Annotated in this window: 18 protein-coding genes; 9 read left to right on the top strand and 9 right to left on the bottom strand. The window is 74.0% G+C overall.

Annotated features, from left to right (window positions below; all coding sequences use genetic code 11):
* Positions 1-27: 27 nt before the first annotated feature.
* Positions 28-615: a bacterial proteasome activator family protein gene (locus O7606_RS19425; protein WP_281599763.1), complete on the bottom strand. Its 588-nt coding sequence runs from the start codon at positions 613-615 to the stop codon at positions 28-30.
* Positions 616-875: 260 nt separating this feature from the next.
* Between O7606_RS19425 and O7606_RS19420 the strand changes: the two genes are divergently transcribed.
* Together O7606_RS19420 and O7606_RS19415 are read left to right on the top strand one after the other, a co-directional pair.
* Positions 876-1,673 carry an alpha/beta hydrolase gene (locus O7606_RS19420; RefSeq protein WP_281595441.1) on the top strand — a complete coding sequence of 266 codons (798 nt, stop codon included), beginning with the start codon at positions 876-878 and terminating at the stop codon, positions 1,671-1,673.
* Positions 1,674-1,762: 89 nt separating this feature from the next.
* Positions 1,763-2,950, top strand: coding sequence for an ABC transporter substrate-binding protein (locus O7606_RS19415; protein WP_281595440.1), 1,188 nt, complete (start codon positions 1,763-1,765; stop codon positions 2,948-2,950).
* Between the two features lie 87 nt (positions 2,951-3,037).
* On the opposite strand, the gene ddaH is transcribed toward O7606_RS19415, so the two are convergent.
* Positions 3,038-3,871 (bottom strand): dimethylargininase, encoded by an 834-nt coding sequence (gene ddaH, locus O7606_RS19410; RefSeq protein ID WP_348651113.1) that lies wholly within the window; start codon positions 3,869-3,871, stop codon positions 3,038-3,040.
* Positions 3,872-3,930: 59 nt separating this feature from the next.
* Between ddaH and O7606_RS19405 the strand changes: the two genes are divergently transcribed.
* Entirely contained in the window at positions 3,931-4,389 is a 459-nt protein-coding gene (locus O7606_RS19405) for an Lrp/AsnC family transcriptional regulator (protein WP_281595438.1), read from the top strand.
* Between the two features lie 160 nt (positions 4,390-4,549).
* Positions 4,550-6,445, top strand: coding sequence for a beta-propeller domain-containing protein (locus O7606_RS19400; RefSeq protein ID WP_281595437.1), 1,896 nt, complete (start codon positions 4,550-4,552; stop codon positions 6,443-6,445).
* Positions 6,446-6,519: 74 nt separating this feature from the next.
* Here the strand turns inward: O7606_RS19400 and O7606_RS19395 are convergent, their stop codons facing one another.
* The 3 genes from O7606_RS19395 to O7606_RS19385 form a co-directional block, all read right to left on the bottom strand.
* On the bottom strand, positions 6,520-7,629 hold the full coding sequence (locus O7606_RS19395; RefSeq protein ID WP_281595436.1) for a hypothetical protein: 1,110 nt from the start codon (positions 7,627-7,629) through the stop codon (positions 6,520-6,522).
* 92 nt (positions 7,630-7,721) lie between these two features.
* Complete coding sequence (locus tag O7606_RS19390; protein ID WP_281595435.1) at positions 7,722-7,976, bottom strand: DUF6457 domain-containing protein; 255 nt, start codon at positions 7,974-7,976, stop codon at positions 7,722-7,724.
* On the bottom strand, positions 7,973-8,695 hold the full coding sequence (locus O7606_RS19385; RefSeq protein ID WP_281595434.1) for an NTP transferase domain-containing protein: 723 nt from the start codon (positions 8,693-8,695) through the stop codon (positions 7,973-7,975). Before O7606_RS19385 ends, O7606_RS19390 begins: the two co-directional genes overlap by 4 nt.
* 129 nt (positions 8,696-8,824) lie before the next feature.
* Between O7606_RS19385 and fdhD the strand changes: the two genes are divergently transcribed.
* Positions 8,825-9,670 carry a formate dehydrogenase accessory sulfurtransferase FdhD gene (gene fdhD, locus O7606_RS19380; protein ID WP_281595433.1) on the top strand — a complete coding sequence of 282 codons (846 nt, stop codon included), beginning with the start codon at positions 8,825-8,827 and terminating at the stop codon, positions 9,668-9,670.
* A gap of 37 nt (positions 9,671-9,707) precedes the next feature.
* Here the strand turns inward: fdhD and O7606_RS19375 are convergent, their stop codons facing one another.
* From O7606_RS19375 to O7606_RS19365, 3 genes are all read right to left on the bottom strand, one after another.
* The gene (locus tag O7606_RS19375) at positions 9,708-10,418 is read right to left on the bottom strand and encodes a GAP family protein (RefSeq protein ID WP_281595432.1); all 711 of its coding nucleotides are present in this window, start codon (positions 10,416-10,418) and stop codon (positions 9,708-9,710) included.
* 329 nt (positions 10,419-10,747) lie between these two features.
* Positions 10,748-11,059 (bottom strand): hypothetical protein, encoded by a 312-nt coding sequence (locus tag O7606_RS19370; protein ID WP_281595431.1) that lies wholly within the window; start codon positions 11,057-11,059, stop codon positions 10,748-10,750.
* A 59-nt stretch (positions 11,060-11,118) separates the two neighbouring features.
* The gene (locus O7606_RS19365; protein ID WP_281595430.1) at positions 11,119-11,274 is read right to left on the bottom strand and encodes a hypothetical protein; all 156 of its coding nucleotides are present in this window, start codon (positions 11,272-11,274) and stop codon (positions 11,119-11,121) included.
* Between the two features lie 629 nt (positions 11,275-11,903).
* Here O7606_RS19365 and O7606_RS19360 point away from each other — a divergent pair.
* Both O7606_RS19360 and O7606_RS19355 read left to right on the top strand, forming a co-directional pair.
* Entirely contained in the window at positions 11,904-12,704 is an 801-nt protein-coding gene (locus tag O7606_RS19360) for a helix-turn-helix transcriptional regulator (protein WP_281595429.1), read from the top strand.
* Positions 12,695-12,886 carry a DUF397 domain-containing protein gene (locus O7606_RS19355; RefSeq protein ID WP_281595428.1) on the top strand — a complete coding sequence of 64 codons (192 nt, stop codon included), beginning with the start codon at positions 12,695-12,697 and terminating at the stop codon, positions 12,884-12,886. The genes O7606_RS19360 and O7606_RS19355 overlap by 10 nt, the downstream gene beginning before the upstream one ends.
* A gap of 10 nt (positions 12,887-12,896) precedes the next feature.
* Here the strand turns inward: O7606_RS19355 and O7606_RS19350 are convergent, their stop codons facing one another.
* Positions 12,897-13,943 carry a DUF4192 domain-containing protein gene (locus O7606_RS19350; RefSeq protein ID WP_281595427.1) on the bottom strand — a complete coding sequence of 349 codons (1,047 nt, stop codon included), beginning with the start codon at positions 13,941-13,943 and terminating at the stop codon, positions 12,897-12,899.
* 397 nt (positions 13,944-14,340) lie between these two features.
* On the opposite strand from O7606_RS19350, the gene O7606_RS19345 reads away from it, so the two are divergent.
* Together O7606_RS19345 and moaA are read left to right on the top strand one after the other, a co-directional pair.
* Positions 14,341-15,258, top strand: coding sequence for a fructosamine kinase family protein (locus O7606_RS19345; RefSeq protein WP_281595426.1), 918 nt, complete (start codon positions 14,341-14,343; stop codon positions 15,256-15,258).
* Positions 15,255-16,268 (top strand): GTP 3',8-cyclase MoaA, encoded by a 1,014-nt coding sequence (gene moaA / locus O7606_RS19340; protein WP_281595425.1) that lies wholly within the window; start codon positions 15,255-15,257, stop codon positions 16,266-16,268. Before O7606_RS19345 ends, moaA begins: the two co-directional genes overlap by 4 nt.

The raw sequence follows: 16,268 nt of genomic DNA, 5'->3' as shown, positions 1-16,268 counted from the left end.
CGGGTCGGCGGCCGGTCGGGCGAAAGGTCAGAGGTACTGGCCGGTGTTGTGGCCCTCACCGGCGGGCGGCATGCCGGGCATGCCGGGGATCATCCCGGGACCGCTGGGCAGCGCGGCCCGGCCGGACCGCATCTGCTCGAGCTGCACCCGGGCGGCCATCTGCTGGGCGACCAGGGCCGCCTGGATGCCGTGGAACAGCCCCTCCAGCCAGCCGACGAGCTGGGCGTGGGCGATGCGCAGCTCACCCTCGCTGGGGGCCTTCTCCTCGGTGAACGGCAGCGAGATGCGTTCCAGCTCGTCGCGCAGCTCGGGAGCCAGGCCCTCCTTCAGCTCGACGATCGACCGCTGGTGGATCTCGCGCATCCGGTGCCGGCTGTCCTCGTCCAGCGGAGCGGCCTTCACCTCCTCCAGGAGCTGTTTGATCATGCTGCCGATCCGCATCACCTTGGCCGGCTGCTCGACCAGGCGGGCCGGGTCGTCCTGCTGCGCCTCGTCGGTCTGCACCGTGCCCACCGGGCGGCCGTCCGGGCCGACCACCACCACGGTGCCGGAGTGACCGGCGCCGTCGCGGCCCGGCTCGTCGTTCTCTGCACGTGCTTCGGTCATGGCACCCATCTTGACCCAGGCGCCCGGTCCACCGCTCACCGGGACCAGGACCACCCTGATCCCAGCATCCCCCGCCCCACCGGCCCCGCCCCCGGCCCCGCTCCCGCTCCCGCCCCCGGCCCCACTCCCGCCCCCGCCCCCGGCTCCGGCTCCGGCTCCGGCTCCGTTTCCAGGAGATCGGTTGGGTCCGCGGGCCCGGACGGACCCGGATCACGGATGTGGCGAAAGGGGTACGGCGGGCGGGCGGGGATCGGGCTAGCGTCGCGGGTATGGCTGCCGATCCGCGGGACGTGCTGACCCGCCCAGCGCCCGCCCCGGACGTCACGGTCGCCTACGGCGACCACCCGGACCAGATCGCCGACCTGCGTCGACCGGAGCGCACCGGGCCGCCCCGACCGCTGGTCGTGGTGGTGCACGGTGGTTTCTGGCGGATCGGGTACGACCGCACGCACACCGGGCCGCTGGCGGTGGGCCTGACCGGGCTCGGTCACCCGGTGGCACAGGTGGAGTACCGCCGGACCGGGCAGCCGGGCGGCGGCTGGCCGGGCACGCTGACCGACGTACGGGACGCGGTGGCCGCGCTGCCGGCGTTGGCGGCGCGGGCCCTGCCCGACCTGGTCGCGCCCGGGCCGCCGCTGCTGATCGGGCACTCCGCCGGCGGGCACCTGGCCCTGCACGTGGCCGCCGTCGCTCCGGAGACGGTCGGCGGGGTGGTGGCGCTGGCCCCGGTGGCGGACCTTGTCGAGGCGTACCGACGGGATCTGGACGACGGGGCGGTGGCCGCGCTGCTCGGCGGCGGCCCGGCGGAGCTGCCCGACCGGTACGCGGCGGCCGACCCGACGACGACGGTGCCGGTCCGGACACCGACGGTGATCGTGCACGGGCGCCGGGACCGGCAGGTGCCGGTCGAGCTGAGTAGGTCGTTCGTCACCGCCGCGCGGGCGGCCGGAGCTGCGGTGACGCTGGTCGAGCTGCCCGAGTGCGAGCATTTCGGGCTAATCGATCCGCTCTCGTCGGCCTGGCCGCACGTGGCCCGTGCGCTGGGATCATTACAACAAGATCAATGACCATTGACGCAGCGTCGGGGAGGGAGTAGAACGCCGAAGGGACTGCGATCGACCAGGCAAGACTTCTTGGAAGGAACTTGGTGTAGCAGATGAACCGCAGGCGGGCGCTCCAACTGTTGGCCGCGGCAGTCGGGACGACGGGGCTGACCGCCGCGTGCGGCACCGACGTCGGTGACGGAACGCCGGAGCAGGGCAGCCCCATCAAGATCGGGTTGATCGCGCCGCAGGCCGGTGGCTACAAGCCGATCGGTGACGAGATCGTCAACGGCTTCCAGCTCTTCCTCGACCTCAACGACCAGCGCCTCGGCGAGCGGCCGGTGACGCTGCTCACCGTCGACGAGGGGGAGACCGCGACCAGCGGAAAGGCCGCCGTCGACGGGCTGCTCCAGCAGGGCGTGCTCGCGCTGACCGGCGTGGTCAACTCCTCGGTGATGGTCGGCATCCGGGACACCGTCGAGCAGGCCCGGGTGCCGCTGGTCGGTTCGAACGCCTCACCGGCCACCCTGCAGAGCGTCGTCTACATCTGGCGGACCTCGTACGTGCTGGACGAGCCGGGCCGGGCGTTGGGCCGCTACCTCAAGCAGCGGCTGCCCGCCAACGACCGGATCGTGATCGTCGCCCCGGAGAACGTCGGCAGCCTGGACGTGATCAAGGGGTTCACCCAGGAGTTCGGCGAGTCCGACCCGCGACTGGCCGGCGAGCCCGTCTGGACCCGCTTCGCCACCGACCCGGACAACACCTTCTTCGCCGCCGGCATCCAGCAGGCGCTGGGCCGCAACCCGGACGCGGTGTTCTGCTTCTACGCCGGCCCGGCCGCCGTGCAGTTCATCAAGCAGTTGCGCGGGGCCGGCTACCGGGGCCCGATCTACGGCCCCGGTTTCCTGACCGAGGGCTCGGTGCTGAGCGAGATCAAGCCGGCCGAGGCGGCCAACATCATGACCTCGCTGAACTACTCCGCCGACCTGAACAACGCGGCGAACCGCCGGTTCGCCGCCGCGTACCGCAAGAAGCACAGCGCCTCGCCCACCACGTACGCGATGGCGTCGTACGACGCCGCGCAGGTGCTGGACAAGGCGGTCCGGCTGGCCGGGCCGGGGGCGAACTCCCAGCAGGTCAACCTGGCGCTGGGCAAGGTCGGCCAGATCGACAGCCCCCGTGGCCCCTGGCAGTTCAACCAGCCGCGCACCCCGCAGCAGAAGTGGTACCTGCGCAAGGTCCAGCTCGACGGTCAGGTGCTCGCCAACGCCATGGTCAGCGAGCTGGCCACGCTCGGCTGAGCACGGTCGGGGCTGCCCCCGGTCGAGTACGGTCAGGGCGGCATCCCCGGCGCAGCTCGGGCGGGGCTGCCGCCCGGCTGAGCGCGGTCAGGGGCGCAGCTCGGCGACGCAGCACTTCACGCTGCCGCCGCCCTTCTTCAGCTCGGTCAGCTCCACCGGCAGCGGGGTGTAGCCGGCGGCCTTGAGTCTCGCGGCCAGCCGGGTCGCCTCGCTGTTGAGCACCACGTTCGCGCCGTCGCTGACCAGGTTCAGCCCGAAGGCGAGCGCGTCGGCGTCGTCCGCGAGCACCGCCTCCGGGAAGAGCTGGGCGAGCACCTGCTGGCTGGCGTGGGAGAACGCGCCCGGGAAGTAGACGACGTTGCTGTCGTCGAGCGCCGCCAGGGCGACGTCCAGGTGGTAGAAGCGCGGGTCGACCAGGTGCAGCGAGATCACCGGGCGGCCGAGCGCCTCCTGCGCCTCGGCGTGGGCGGCCGGGTCGGTCCGGAAGCCGTACCCGGCGAGGATCAGCCCGCCGTGCGCCTCCGGCACGTACGCGAAGTCGCCCTCGCCCTCGTTCGTCTCGTTCGGGGCGACGAAGCGCCAGCCCTGCGCCTCGTAGAACGCGCGGTGCGCGGCGGCCTCGGCGGCCCGCTGCTCGTGTTTGAACCGCGCCCCGTAGACGGCGCCGTCCACCACGAAGGCGCCGTTGGCGGCGTAGACCATGTCCGGCAGGCCGGCCTGCGGGGCCAGCAGGTGCACGGTGTGCCCGAGGCCGGTCAGCGCCTCCCGCAGCTTGTCCCACTGCTTGACCGCGAGCGCGGCGTCAACCGGCGTGGTCACGTCCATCCACGGGTTGATCGCGTACTCGACCGCGAAACGCTCCGGCGAGCACATGAGATATGTCCGCTTTCGCGGCACTCGGCACTGGTTCACGATGACCAAGATTAGGTACGGTGGAACCTCGATAACAGCCACGACCATTGCTTTCGAGGAGCGAAACGTTGCAGATGGACGCTGTTGACCAGCGAATCATTGCGTTGCTCGTGGCCGACGCCCGCGCCTCGTATGCGGAGATCGGAAACCGGGTGTCGCTCTCCGCCCCGGCCGTCAAGCGTCGGGTCGACCGGCTCCGCTCCACCGGGGTGATCAGGGGATTCACGACCGTCGTCGACCCGGCGGCGGTCGGCTGGACCACCGAGGCGTTCGTGGAGCTGTTCTGCGCCGGCCGGACCACCCCGGCGCAGATCGGCGTGGTCGCCCGGCGACACCCCGAGGTGGTGGGCGCGTACACCGTGTCGGGCGAGGCGGACGCCCTGGTGCACCTGCGGGCCGCCGACATGGGCCACCTCGAACAGGCGCTGGAGCGGCTGCGCGCGGAACCCTTCGTGACGTCCACCCGCAGCGCCATCGTGCTCTCCCGCCTGGTCGAGTCGCCCGGCGTCGGCCCGTCCGCCCGCTGACCGACCGCCGACGCCCTCCCGGGCCGGGCCGGGCTCTCCCCGCCCGGGCCCGAGACGCCGGGCCACCGACGACCGGGCCGTTCGACCCGTGGGGTGCCGCCGGGCACAAAGCGACCCGGGGCCGGGAACCACCACCAGGGCCGGGCGCGTCGGATGGGCCATGAGACGGGGAATCGTCACGCTCGCGGCCGTCGCCCTGGTGGCCGGCTGCACCGCCGGAACTCCCGAGCCGGACCGCGCCGACCAACCGACCGTCGGCATGCGCCTGGTCGCCTTCGACTCCTGCGCCGACGCCCTGGCCGACCTGCGCGCCGCCGCCAAGAAGTCGGTCAACCCGTTCGGGCTGCCCGGATCACTGCGGGACGTCGTCTCCGCCGAGGGCGCCGCCGGCCAGGTCTACCGCACCGCGTCCGCTCCGCCCGAGCACTCCACCACCAACAACCACGAGGCCGCCGCCGACGAGCCCGACCAGGTGAAGACCGACGGGACGCGGATCGTCACGCTCACCGACGACACGCTGCGGGTGGTCGACCCGGCCCGCCGTGCCGTCACCGGGACGCTGGCCCTCGACACCACCGGCGGCCCGGGCAGGGACGCCACCGAGGGCGACTGGACGGGCGCGCGACTGCTGCTGCACGGCGACCGGGCCGTGGTGTTCCTCCGGCTGCACGGCATGCCCGGCGGCCGCTCGGCCGACCGCGTCGCCCGGCCCGGACCGTTGGCCGGCGGGACCAAACTGTTCCTGGTCGACCTGACCGGCACGCCCCGGGTCACCGGCACGTACCGGATCGAGGGTGAGCTGGTCGAGGCGCGGAAGGTCGGCGACACGGCCCGGGTGGTGGTGCGCTCGTACCCGGACGTCGCCTTCCCCGCGCTCGACCGGGACGCCACCGACGAGGAGCGGATCACCGCGAACCGGGCGGCCATCGACCAGACCCCGGTGGAGACGTGGCTGCCCCGGTACGAGTGGACCGACGGCGGCGGCGCGCGACACGACGGCCGGTTGCCCTGCGACCGGCTCTCCCGGCCCGACGGGCACTCCGCTTCGGCCGTGCTGAGCCTGCTCAGCTTCGACCTGGGCGTCGGAGGGCTGACCGACGGCGAGCCGGTCGGCGTGGTGGCGGAAGGCGACACCGTCTACGGCACCGACCGCAGCCTGTACGTCGCCGACCGCCTCGGCGTGGCCGTCGACAGGACCACGGTGGCGTCCCTGGCCGGGCGACCGCTGAGCACCGAGATCCACCGCTTCGACCTGACCGCGCCGGGTCGCCCCCGGTACGTCGCCTCCGGCACCGTCCCCGGGTACCTGGTCAGCCAGTACGCGATCTCCGAGTGGGAGGGGCACCTGCGGGTCGCCACCACCATCGGCAGCCGTCGGACGGGCGGGGAGACGAGCTCCGGGGTGTACGTGCTGCGTACCGACGGGCCGGAGATGCGCCGGGTCGGGGCGGTCACCGGGCTGGGCCGCGACGAGGAGATCTTCGCCGTGCGTTACCTCGGCGCGGCGGCGTACCTGGTCACGTTCCGGCAGACCGATCCGCTCTACGCGCTGGACCTGAGCGACCCGACCGCGCCCCGCACCACCGGCGAGCTGAAGATCACCGGCTTCTCCCGGCACCTGCAACCGCTGGCCGGGGGACGGCTGCTCGGCGTGGGCCAGGAGGCCGACCGGCGGGGCCGGGCGCAGGGCCTGCTGGTCTCGCTCTTCGACGTCACCGACCCGGCGAAGCCGACCCGGATCGCCCGCTACGACCAGCCGGAGCTCCGGTCGACGGCCGACCACGACCCCAAGGCCCTCCTGTACTGGCCGGCGACCGGGCTGCTGGTGCTGCCGGTCGTCACCCACGAGTGGGCCGGCCGGGGCGCGGTGGTGCTGCGCGCCGACGGCACGACCCTCACCGAGGTCGGCCGGATCACCCACCCGGGGGACGAGCGTCGGGCGGGCATCGAACGTTCGCTGATGGTCGGCGACACCCTCTGGACCGTCTCCGGCGCCGGCCTCAAGGCCACCGATCCGGGCACGCTCGCCGACCGGGCCTGGCTCCCGACGACCTGATCCCTCCTCCCCACGCGGGTGGGGCCCGGTTTCTCGGGGTTACCGGGCCCCACCCGCCCCAGCCGGCAGGCTGGTCAGAGGTACATCCCGGTGCGGTGGCCGCCGCCCTGCTCACGCTGGCTCGGCTTGTCACCCTCACCGAAGAAGCGCTTACCGCCGAACTCGCCGTGCAGGCGGTCGTCCAGCTCGTCGGCCAGGCCGGTCATCACCTGCACGGCCAGCATCAGATGGGTGGCCTGGAAGTTGCGGCCGAAGACCGGGATGGACGCCCAGACCGTGTCGTCCGCGCAGTAGAGCCGGCCGATCGGCATCCGGTTGGTCAGCTCGGAGAGCTTCACGTAGAGCCGCTCGGTGGGCTCGACCTCGGTGAGCACCGGGGAGAAGACGTCGACCAGGGGCGGGTTGTCGCGGACCCGGACGAACACCATCGCCGACCCGGCCCGGATGTTGATGTCCCCGTCCGAGTCGACCTGGAGCTGGTCGGAGTCGGCCCGGAGCATGGTGGACACGACGGTACGGACCTGCTCGGCCAACGCCGTGACGTCGCTCGCGCCGTCCGAGGCGGTCGCGGCGGCGGCCAACGCCTCGTCGAGGTCGGCCTCCACGTCCCGGTCCGGCCCGAACTCGCTGCGCGCGGTGCCCAGCGGCGCGACCGGCAACGGCTCGCCGGCGGCGTCGTGCACCAGGTAGACCAGGAACGCCGGGTGCGGCGCCCCGTAGACGTCCCGCAGCGTACGGGAGAGGACCGCCGCCAGGCGGGTGGCCTCACCGGCGACGCCGAGCAGACCGAAGTGCTCGCCGGACCCCTCCACCACCCCGGGGGGTGACCAGCCGAGCGCGATCATGTCGGCCACCGCCGCCCGGTCCAGCCGGTAGCCCTCGGGCAGGGTGGCGTTGCCGACCGCCCGCGCGGAGAGTCGGCCCTCGCCGTCGACGTCCACGCTTATCGAGTAGACCGCGTCGCCGGTGCCGGAGGCGGTCGGATCGAGGGTCAGCTCGACGTGCGCGCCGGCCGGCAGGTCACGGAGCTGGTCGGCCAGCGCCCGGGCGAACTCCCGCCACGCCTCGGTCACCTTGGCCCGCAGGTCGGCGGTGCTCGGCTCGTCGAGCAGGATCGACTCGTGCTGTTCCGGCAGGGTGCCGGGCGGGTCATCGGCCGGCGCCGGGGGGTGGTCTGCCGTCATGATCGCCTCCGTCCGTCAGGGCCACCCTACCCACGCCGGGGAGACCGCAAATCGCCCTACCGTGCTGAGCTGGACGGCCGCCGCCGGCACCCTCAGGAGGGCTGCTCCCCACCCGGTTCCACCGACCAGCCCCGGGCCAGCTCACCGAGGCGGGCGGCGGTCGCCGCCGGGTCCGCGCCCCGGCCGACCGCCAACCCCAGCAGGTACGCGGTGACCGGCGCGCCCGGACGCAGCACGTTGTGCGCGACGTCCCGGGCCAGGTCCAGCACGGCCGGCACCGGCACCTGGGCGGGCTCGAGATCGAGGTCGGCGCAGGCCGCGGCCACCCACTCGTCCATCCGGCTCATCGCGTCCACTCCTCCGCCCGGCGTACGTCCTCGTCAGTGTCACAGTCGAACCAGGGCGGCGCACCCCTACCGGACCAGCGCAGTTCGCCCACCCCAAGTCCGGCCAGCAGTGCCCGGACGGACGCCCCGGCCAGCGTCCCGCCCCGCTCGGCGGCGAGCCGGTCGACGGCCGCCCGCAGCGGCGGCACCCGCCACACCCCGCAGAGCTGCTGCCGTCGCCCGTCGGCGTCGAGAAAGCAGACCCCGTCCACGGACGGGTCGGCGGCGAGCGCCCGACGCAGCTCGGCCACCGCGTCCCGGGTGAGCAACGGCAGGTCGCCGGCCAGCAGCGCGACGGTGTCGGCAGCCGGGTCGGACGGCCGGGCCGGGCCGGCGGCGGCGACAGCCGGCCCGGACGGTTGGGCCGGGCCGGCGGCGGCGGAGCTGGCAGCGGATGGTCCGGCCGGGCCGGTGCTGGCCCGGGTTGTGGGGAGCAGGGCCAGGCCGGCGGCGATCGCTGCGGCCGGGCCGCCACCGGCGGGCGTCTCCCGGGTCGTCCGGACGTCGGGCGGGACGCCGACGACGTCCGGGCCGACCACGATCCGGGGGGCCGCGTCGGCCACCGCGGCCAGCACCCGGTCCCGCATCGGGCGACCTCCGACGGTCAGGCCCGTCTTGTCCACCCCGCCCAGCCGGCGGGCCGCGCCGCCGGTCAGCACCACCGCCGCGAACCCGGTCACCCGGCCACGGTAACCCGACGGATGTCTTCACCCGCCCGGGGTCGGGCAGCGTGGGCCCGGCCCTGCCCGGCCGGCGGGGCGGGACCCCTACCCGGGTCGGCGACCGGGCGGCCGGGGCAGGATGGCGGTATGGGACGGGCGACTGACCGACGTAGCGTGCTCCGTATCGAGTTGGGCTCTGCCCGGCGGGCGGTCCGCCGGCCGGACAGCCTCTCCGTCGAGGAGCCGCTGGAGATCCGGGTCGGCCCGGCCGGGCCGGGGCGGCGGCGTCCGCTCGCGGTGACCATGCGGACTCCCGGTGACGACCTGGACCTGGCGATCGGTTTCCTGCTGACCGAGGGGCTGGTCCGGTCGGCCGACGACGTGCAAACCGCCCAGCTCTGCGCCGGAGCGGAGACCCCCAACACGTACAACGTGGTGGACGTGGTGCTCGCCCCCGGGGTGCCGGAGCCGGCCACCGACCCGGCCCGCAACTTCTACACCACCAGCTCGTGCGGGGTGTGCGGCAAGGCGAGCATCGACTCGGTGCGTACCCGGTCGGCGTACCGGATCGCCGACGACCCGGTCGTGGCGTCGGCCGACGTGCTCGCCGCCCTACCGGACACCCTCCGTGCCGCCCAGCGTGGTTTCGACCGCACCGGCGGGCTGCACGCCGCCGGGCTGTTCACCGTCGACGGTGAGCTGGCGGTGCTGCGGGAGGACGTGGGCCGGCACAACGCGGTGGACAAGGTGGTCGGCTGGGCCGTGCGGGAACGCCGCCTGCCGCTGGCCGGGCACGTCCTGTTGGTCTCCGGTCGGGCCAGTTTCGAGCTGACCCAGAAGGCCTGGATGGCAGGGATTCCCCTGCTGGCGGCGGTGTCCGCGCCCAGCAGCCTCGCCGTCGACCTGGCCGTCGAGGCGGGGATGACCCTGGTCGGTTTCCTGCGGGGCGACACGATGAACGTCTACGCCGGCGAGCACCGGGTCACGGCCTGACCAGGTCACGGCCTGACGGGTCGCTGGTCGGGGCTGCTCACCGGTTGAGCAGTTGCTCGACGAACCCGAGCCGGGCGGCGGCGTCCCAGGCCAGCAGGAAACCGACGATGCCGAGCACCCAACCGGTGATGCTGCCCGCCTTCCGGGTGATCCAGTTGTCCAGGCGGGCGAGCAGCGCACCGACCCAGTCGGGTCCGGCCATCCGTAGCACCAGCAACGACACCGCCGGCAGCACCATGACCAGGCAGTACGCGGCGAGCAGGAGCACCGAGGGCGCGACGCCCACGTCAGCCGAGCCCAGCAGACCGAGCGCCGCGAGGTACGGCAGCATCGTCGCCACCTCGGCGAGCGCCGCCAGCACCGCCAACCCCACCAACCAGCGAACGGACGTCTGGCCGCTGGTGGCCCGGTCCCGCCAGCGGAGTGGCCGGTCGCTGCCGGCGCTGCGCTTGCCGTCGTAGCGGAAGCTGAGCAGGAACAGCCCCACGCCGAGCACCAGTTGCGCCCACCACAGCGGCGGGCTGTCCCACACCCCGCCGAACAGCTCGACGAGCCGAGCCCCGCCGAGGAGCAGCACCAGCCCGAGGACGAAGTAGAAGCCGGCGATCGCCCCGAGGTACGCGAGGATCCGCCCGGCGGCCACCCGTCCCGGCGTCATCAACAGCCAGACCGGAATGAACAACGTGCCGATGCTGGTGCTGTCGATCAACGCGAGCCCACCGAGCGAGAGAAGCGACGCCACATTCATTCATTGATCATCTCTCGCCGTGCACCTGATGGGCGCGGGTATCCGACGCTGCCCCGGCGGCGCTTCCGCCGGGGGTGTAGGTACGCCTACCTGTTCCCTTTGGAGCTGCCCCAGATATGGGGCAGCGGGGTCGGGGGTCGGGGGTCGGGGGCCGAGGTCGGGGCCGGGGCCGGGGGGCGGCGGTCGGGGCCGGGGGCCGAGGTCGGGGCCGAGGTCGGGGTCGGGGGCCGGGGCCGGGGTCGGGGCGGCGGTCGGAGCCCGGGGTCGGCGTCGGAGTTCGGGGTCGGCGTCCAGGGTCCGGTTCGGGCTGGTACTGCTTGTACTGCTTGTCACTTCCGGCGGGCCCAGGCCAGGAACCGTTCGACCACGTTGACGCTGGTGGGCAGCTCGCCGGCAGCGTCGATCATGCGGGTGGCGAGGTAGAGCAGCAGGCCGAGGCGGTCGGTGCCGTACTCGGAGAGCAGCGCCAGCTTCGCCGGCTGGCACGGCCAGGGCGCGCCGCAACCGGAGCACCGCCACGACGGCCGGGCCGCCGCGTGCTCCCGGCCCGGGTAGCTCCGACCCGGGTAGCTCCGGCCTGCGGGCTCCCTGACCACGACTTCCGGGCCCACGTCTTCCGGGCCGGCGTGCTCCCTGCCCACGTGCTCCCTGCCCACGTGGCCCCGGCCGGCGGGTTCCCGCCCTGGATCGGCGGCGCGGGTCACCAACGGCCTCCGTTGCCCCGGCGTTGCTGGGCGGGGGTGGTCAGGCAGGCGGCGTTGATCCACAGGATCCGCGTCGCGTCGGTCGTCGGGCCGCGCGCCACCCCACGGTACGGCAGGGAGAACGGCCCGATCGGGCTCGTCGGGTACGGCATGCCCGACGGTTCCGGTCCGGTCTCGTCGGGGTGGCGTGGTTCCCGATCGGGTGGCTGCTGCTCGGGCCCGGCCTCCCGACGCTCGGGCCGCCACCCGACACGATGCGCGGGCCGCCACCCGGAACGGCGGTCGAGCCGCCATCCGACACGGTGATCTGGCTGCCGCCCCGCCTGGTGATCAGGCCGCCACCCGGAACGGTGACCTGGCCGCCCGCCAGCAAGGTGGTCGGGCCACCCGCCGGAACGGCGATCGGACCACCCGTCGGCACGGTGATCGGGCGTCCGCCGGGACGCGGATCTCTGAGGCCATCGACGCCATGGACGCCCGGGTTCACGGCTTGGGAGGTCGGTCGGAGTTGTGGCGAGTGGGCCGAGCGGGGTCGGGTGACGGCGGTCGGGGCAACGCCACCAGGAGATCAGCCCGCAGGAGCAGGCCAACCGCCAGCGCCGCAACACCGGCCGGTGTCTGGGAGCGAACGGAACAGGCTTGGCATGTCGAGGCATGGTGACACTCTGCTGTGGAGTCGGCTACGTTGAGGAGGGTCCGGACGTGTCCGGGCAGGCCTGGCTGACCAGCTCTCCGGCCTGTGGCGCGGTGAGTAGTTGATGTTCACTTCGGGGAGGCGCGCATGGGCGACGTACCGAGTCCGCTCGCCGACTTCATCGTTGGCGAGATCCGCCGGGCCAGGGGCGCGGGCGGCATGACGCAGGAGACGTTCGGCCGTGGAGCCGGGTTCAGCGCGTCGCACGTGAGCGCGGTGGAGAGCGGCGCCCGGGCGTTGACCATGGACTTCATCAAGGGCGCGGACCGCGCGTTCGGCAACGGCGGCCTCTTCGAACGCATGGTGACGAAACTCGGCGCTCCGTCGTGGTTCCTTCCCTGGCTGGACGCCGAACGCGCCGCGACCCAGCTCCGCTATTTCGAACCCAACCTCGTCCCCGGCATCCTGCAAACCGAGAACTACGCCCGTGCCGTGCTCCGGCTCGACCCCCGCCGCACCGAGGACGAGGTGGGCCGTCGGGCCACGGGACGACTAGAACGGCAGACCATCCTGGCTCGTGAAGCGCCTCCGCAACTGATCGTCGTGCTCGACGAAGGGGCCATCCGCCGAGTGGGTCACGGTGCCGAGAAACTGATGGTGGATCAACTCTTTCACCTCGTAACATGCGCAGAGCGGCCGAACATCAGCATTCACGTCGTCCCAGCCGACGTCGGTGTACACGCTGGACTGTCAGGTCCGCTGTCGCTGGCGCACCTGGCGGACGGAAGTTGGGTCGGCCACCTCGAGAACCAGCTCGGCGGCGATGTCGTGTGCCGGACGGCCGACCTGGATACGCTTTTCGAGCGGTGGGAAAGCATTCGTAACGAGGCACTGTCACGGCGGCAGTCGCTGGAGCTGATCAAGGAAGTGGTGAATCAATGGACCTGAGCGGCGCGCACTGGCGGAAAGCCACTCGTAGCGGCACCAGCGGCGGGAACTGTGTCGAGGTTGCCGACAAGCTTGCCGGCGTCGTCGGCGTACGGGATTCCAAGGACCCGGGTGGGCCGGCGCTGGCCTTCTCTCCGGCCGCCTGGCGCTCCTTCGTCGCCGACGTCCCCACCCGGAGCTGAGCCGTCCGGGTCAGCGGGGGCGGTGGCGGCGGGCCCGGCGGGGCAGGGTGGCGCGCTTGTCGTTCAGGGTGGGCCAGTCGGTGAAGCGGGACGGCGGCACCGCCTGACGGAGCAGGTCGTCCAGGAGCAGGGCCATCGAGTAGTCGGGCTGCCGGGCGAGCACGCGCTCGAGGGCCACCGCTGCCAGCGCCCCCTGCCCCGCCCGGAAGGCGGCGAAGGCGAGCAGGCTGCCGGGCGCGGCGACGAGCTCCGGCTCGCTGCGGCGGAACACGTCCGTCCAGAGGTCGACGTGCGCGTCGTCGCCCTCGGTGCGTTCCCACACGTCGTCCCGGGCGGGCAGGAAGGTCAGCAGCACGCCCAGCCAGGCGACGGCCTGGTCGCTCAGCCGCTCCCCGCGCCGGGTCTGCTCCAGCGCCGCCCGGTGCGCCGCGCCGGCCGGGCGGGTGACCGCCCGCGCCGAGCTCAGCTCCTCGGGCGGGACGGACCGCAGCAGCTCACCGAGGCGGGCCCGGGCCTGGGCGGTCGCCGCCCGCATCGCCTCCCGGGCCGGGCCGGTCACCGGGGCCACCCGCGCGGTGAGCGCCGCGCGATCGGGCAGGGCGACCTGCCCGGCGAAGACAGCGGTGGCGGTGACCTGGCTGGCCGCTGCGTCGTACGGGGTGCCCTCGGGCGGGCAGCACCCGGGATCGGCGCACACGTACGACCAGTAACGGCCGTCGCCGACCCGCAGCGCGTCCACCACGGTGATGCTGGTCTCGCCCACCGCATGCCGGAGGGCGTCCACCGCGGCCGTCACCCGGGCCGCCGGACCGTACCCGATGATCGTGGCCGCCTCGGCGCTCTGCCGGCGGATGACGGCGGTGAGGTGGCGGGCGACGGGCCCGGCGTCGGCGCCCGACGGCGGCAGGTCGGCGCGGGCGGCGAAGACGATCCGTCGGCCCCGGAGGGCCAGCACCACCAGGCTGTCGGCGGGGTGGAAGCCGAGCAGGTACGGGACGGCGGCGATGAGGTCGGCCGGTGAGCGGACGGAGATCCGGGGCTGTTCGGTCGAGTTCATGTCGGCAGCGTGCGCGGCGGCCGGGGCGGGTTTCTGCCCCTGTGGAGGACATGCTTGTCATCCACAGGGGGCGGGACGACGTGCGCAGGTCAACGCGAACCTGCACCGTGTGCAAAAACATCTAGCGCGCCGCACGAGGGGGATGGGCGCACAGGTGGGGCAGCTCGACAGCGTGCCGTGCGCACTGTACGGCCCTTTTTCCTCCGCGCCCGCAGACACCCGCGGACACCAGCCCGCATCGGGCCCACACCGGGCGTCGCGCCAGGCCCGCACCGCCGCCCCGAACGCCGCGCCAGGCCCGCACCGCCGCGCCAGGCCCGCGCCAGGACCGCGCCGGACCCCGCGCCGGACCTGCGCCGGGGCCCACCGCGCCCCGCCGACCGGCTACGTTTCGCTCATGGATCTGGCCTACCTGCGGGCGCACCCGGCGCACCTGCCGACGTTCCTGACCCACCAGCGGATCCGGGAGACGCCGGTCACCGGGGGGAGCATCTGCGCCGCCGCCCGGCTGACCCTGGACGACGGTCACTCGGTCTTCGCCAAGAGCTGGCCGGAGGGGTCGGACCGGCCGGCGCCGGAAGGGTTCTTCGCCAGCGAGGCGGCCGGCTTGCGCTGGCTGCGGGCGGCGGACGCGGTGGGCGTACCCGAGGTGCTGGTGGCGCTGCCGGAGCTGCTGGCGCTCGACTGGATCGAGCCCGGCGAGCCGACGCCCGCCGCCGCCGAGCGGTTCGGTCGCGAGCTGGCCGCCCTGCACCGGGCCGGCGCGCCCGCGTTCGGCGCCGACTGGCCGGGGTTCATCGGCGCGCTGCCGCAGGACAACACCCCCGACTCCGGGCCGTGGTCGACCTGGTTCGTTCGGCGTCGGCTGACGCCGTACCTGCGCCGCTCGGTCGACGGCGGCGCGCTCACCGCCACGGAGACCGCGCTGGTCGAGCAGGTGATCGCGGGCATCGGCGGGTACGGCGGTGACGAGCCGCCCGCCCGCGTCCACGGTGACCTCTGGCCCGGCAACGTGGTGTGGGGGATCGACGGCCGGGCCTGGCTGGTGGACCCGGCGGCGCACGGCGGCCACCGGGAGACCGACCTGGCGCAACTGGCGCTGTTCGGCGGCGTGCCGCACCTGGACCGGGTGCTGGCCGCCTACCGGGAGGCGTGGCCGCTGGCCGACGGCTGGGCGGCGCGGGTCCCGGTGCACCAGCTCCATCTGATGCTGGTGCACACCGCCCTGTTCGGCGCGGGCTGGCGGGAGGCGGTCGGCCGGACGGCCCGGCAGGCGCTGGAGGCGGCGTCCGGTCGCGCTAACGTCGAGCGATGAGCGCAGCGCCACCGCACCCCGGGGTCCTCGACGACCGGTACGGGCGCGTCGCCCGGGACCTGCGTGTCTCGTTGACCGACAAGTGCAACCTGCGCTGCTCCTACTGCATGCCGGCCGAGGGGCTGCCCTGGCTGGCCGGCCCCGACCTGCTCACCGACGACGAGATCGTCCGGCTGGTCGGGGTGGCGGTCCGGCGGCTCGGGGTGACCGAGGTGCGCTTCACCGGCGGCGAGCCGCTGATCCGTCCCGGCCTGACCCGGATCGTGGCCGCCGTGGCGGCGCTGGAGCCCCGGCCACGCATCTCGCTGACCACCAACGGCATCGGGTTGGACCGGGTCGCCCCCGCCCTGGCCGCCGCCGGTCTGGACCGGGTGAACGTGTCCCTGGACACCCTGGACCCCGACCGGTTCGCCCGGTTGACCCGCCGGCCGCGCCTGCCCGACGTGCTGGCCGGCCTGGCCGGGGCGCTGGCCGCCGGCCTCGCTCCCGTCAAGGTCAACTCGGTGCTGATGCGCGGGATCAACGACGACGAGGCCCCCGCGCTGCTCCGCTTCGCCCTGGCGCACGGCTACGAGCTGCGGTTCATCGAGCAGATGCCGCTGGACGCCCAGCACGGCTGGGACCGCGCCGCCATGGTCACCGCCGACGAGATCCTGACCGCGCTCGGCGACGCGTTCGCGCTCGTACCCGATCCGGCCCACCGGGGGGCCGCGCCCGCCGAGACCTGGCTGGTCGACGGCGGTCCGGCCCGGGTCGGCGTGATCGCCAGCGTCACCCGGCCGTTCTGCGGCGACTGCGACCGGACCCGGCTCACCGCCGACGGGCAGATCCGCAACTGCCTCTTCGCCACCGAGGAGTCGGACCTGCGGGGGGCGTTGCGCGGCGGGGCCGACGACGCCGAGCTGGCCCGGCGCTGGCAGCAGGCCACCCGGGGCAAGCGGGCCGGGCACGGCATCGACGATCCGACGTTCCTGCGGCCGGCCCGGCCGATGTCCGCGATCGGGGGCTGA

Source organism: Micromonospora sp. WMMD882 (genome assembly GCF_027497255.1).
GTDB lineage: Bacteria > Actinomycetota > Actinomycetes > Mycobacteriales > Micromonosporaceae > Micromonospora.
The sequence above is the reverse complement of the archived record's forward strand: the minus strand, read 5'-3'. Positions and strand labels throughout refer to the sequence as shown.

What these genes read in the sequence shown, in the direction of transcription:
- O7606_RS19395 (WP_281595436.1), bottom strand. Translation starts at nt 7,629, where the DNA reads ATGACGGCAGACCACCCCCCGGCGCCGGCCGATGACCCGCCCGGCACC.
- O7606_RS19425 (WP_281599763.1), bottom strand. Translation starts at nt 615, where the DNA reads ATGGGTGCCATGACCGAAGCACGTGCAGAGAACGACGAGCCGGGCCGC.
- fdhD (WP_281595433.1), top strand. Translation starts at nt 8,825, where the DNA reads ATGGGACGGGCGACTGACCGACGTAGCGTGCTCCGTATCGAGTTGGGC.
- O7606_RS19365 (WP_281595430.1), bottom strand. Translation starts at nt 11,274, where the DNA reads ATGCCGTACCCGACGAGCCCGATCGGGCCGTTCTCCCTGCCGTACCGT.
- O7606_RS19345 (WP_281595426.1), top strand. Translation starts at nt 14,341, where the DNA reads ATGGATCTGGCCTACCTGCGGGCGCACCCGGCGCACCTGCCGACGTTC.
- O7606_RS19350 (WP_281595427.1), bottom strand. Translation starts at nt 13,943, where the DNA reads ATGAACTCGACCGAACAGCCCCGGATCTCCGTCCGCTCACCGGCCGAC.
- O7606_RS19415 (WP_281595440.1), top strand. Translation starts at nt 1,763, where the DNA reads ATGAACCGCAGGCGGGCGCTCCAACTGTTGGCCGCGGCAGTCGGGACG.
- O7606_RS19355 (WP_281595428.1), top strand. Translation starts at nt 12,695, where the DNA reads ATGGACCTGAGCGGCGCGCACTGGCGGAAAGCCACTCGTAGCGGCACC.
- O7606_RS19420 (WP_281595441.1), top strand. Translation starts at nt 876, where the DNA reads ATGGCTGCCGATCCGCGGGACGTGCTGACCCGCCCAGCGCCCGCCCCG.
- O7606_RS19390 (WP_281595435.1), bottom strand. Translation starts at nt 7,976, where the DNA reads ATGAGCCGGATGGACGAGTGGGTGGCCGCGGCCTGCGCCGACCTCGAT.
- moaA (WP_281595425.1), top strand. Translation starts at nt 15,255, where the DNA reads ATGAGCGCAGCGCCACCGCACCCCGGGGTCCTCGACGACCGGTACGGG.
- O7606_RS19375 (WP_281595432.1), bottom strand. Translation starts at nt 10,418, where the DNA reads ATGAATGTGGCGTCGCTTCTCTCGCTCGGTGGGCTCGCGTTGATCGAC.
- O7606_RS19400 (WP_281595437.1), top strand. Translation starts at nt 4,550, where the DNA reads ATGAGACGGGGAATCGTCACGCTCGCGGCCGTCGCCCTGGTGGCCGGC.
- O7606_RS19360 (WP_281595429.1), top strand. Translation starts at nt 11,904, where the DNA reads ATGGGCGACGTACCGAGTCCGCTCGCCGACTTCATCGTTGGCGAGATC.